The 1,429-nt window shown below is 44.9% G+C and carries 3 protein-coding genes; all 3 read left to right on the top strand.

Annotated elements, in window-relative coordinates:
- Nucleotides 1-547: dihydrodipicolinate synthase family protein (locus ACTIE6_RS16920; protein WP_439557766.1), on the top strand; the 547-nt coding region annotated here is incomplete at its 5' end.
- Between the two features lie 24 nt (nucleotides 548-571).
- Nucleotides 572-895, top strand: a complete 324-nt coding sequence (locus ACTIE6_RS16915) for an RNA polymerase sigma factor (protein WP_439557765.1) — start codon at nucleotides 572-574, stop codon at nucleotides 893-895.
- 117 nt (nucleotides 896-1,012) lie between these two features.
- Nucleotides 1,013-1,429: cupin domain-containing protein (locus ACTIE6_RS16910; protein WP_439557764.1), on the top strand; the 417-nt coding region annotated here is incomplete at its 3' end.

Genomic DNA, 1,429 nt, shown 5'->3' with positions numbered 1-1,429 from the left:
CTTTTACGAATGTCCGGTTCCATATAAACGGTTAATCGATAGTAAGTTGCTAGGCGAGCTGGTGCAAAACCGGCGAATTGTTTACCATAAAGATACCTGTCTTGATATTGAAGAAGTCACCAGGCGCATTAAAGCGACGGAAGGGTTCAGGTTTGGTTTGTACGACGCATATATGGTGAATGCAACTGCCTCGCTCCGGGCCGGAGCTGCTGGGTTATCATGCATTCAGGGCAACATATATCCCGAACTTGTAGTGTGGATGTGCAATCATTACGATGATGCGGCACGTGCCGAAGAGACAGATAGGTTGCAGGCATTCTTCAATAATTCAATGGATATCGTGCATACAGCCTATCCGATTATCGCAAAGTACTGCCTTCAAAAACGAGGTTTTCCCATTTCACTTTATACGCGGAGAGAAGTGGACGCACTGACCGAAGAAGTGAAGGAACGTGCTGACAAGTTACTGGCAGAAGCGGACCAGCTTCGCAGTGAGCTTGGAATTGATAGTGTTTTTAAGAACAGCTTCGCAGTGCCTTTGAAATAATACAAACATTTAAAATCAAGAACCATGGCCTTTCCGACCCAGCAGATTTTGCACCGCATTACCGAAGGAGATAGGGCCGCGTTTGCGCAGCTTTGCACCTATTTTCGTGAACCTGCTATGAGTCTTTGCAGGGTTATTTTAAAAGATGAAAGCGAAGCAGAGGCAGTAACAAGCCATGTTTTTGAGAAAATCTGGGAAGACAGGATTCGGTTGGAGGCGGAAGAGAATTTTCAATCATACCTGTTTCTCAATCTGAAAGATCAGATTTTTACGGAGATGAGGAAGTACCAGGACCTTAACGTACGCCAGACCTACCTTGACAAAATGGGTGCAGTCCACAGGTCCTAGTGAAAGCAGATAAGCGTTTGTAGAACTTTTTGACAAAAGACCGGATAGATAAACAAATATTACTCTTTAAATGAATAGCAGACAGATACCTAAACCCTGTCACACTGGACATTTGAAATGAAACCTCATTTTCACAAAGTTCCGATACCTTCGCGAACTTCATTCAGCATCCGCCATGAAAAAGACGCCGGTTTTGGTACAGTCTGGCACTATCACCCTGAGCTGGAATTGCATTATCTGGTAAGAGGCAAGGGAGTACGCTTTATCGGGGACAGTATCAGCAATTTTTCAGACGGCGAACTGATTCTTCTGGGAGAAAACCTGCCACATACCTGGCGTGTGGAAGAAGGTGCGGACAACACAGCTGTTGAAGTAATTATCATCCATTTCCTGCCGAATTGCCTGGGCGGCGATTTTTTGCTTTTACCGGAAGCTTACCAGATTTCTAAACTTTACGAAAAGGCCAAGCGCGGGCTGCTGATATCGGGTAATGCAAAAGAGAAAATAGTCGAACTGATGTATTCCACGGTGAAT

It is taken from the genome of Dyadobacter sp. (genome assembly GCF_051859145.1).
GTDB lineage: Bacteria > Bacteroidota > Bacteroidia > Cytophagales > Spirosomataceae > Dyadobacter.
Note: the sequence above shows the minus strand (reverse complement) of the source record. Positions and strands in the feature narration are given on the sequence as shown.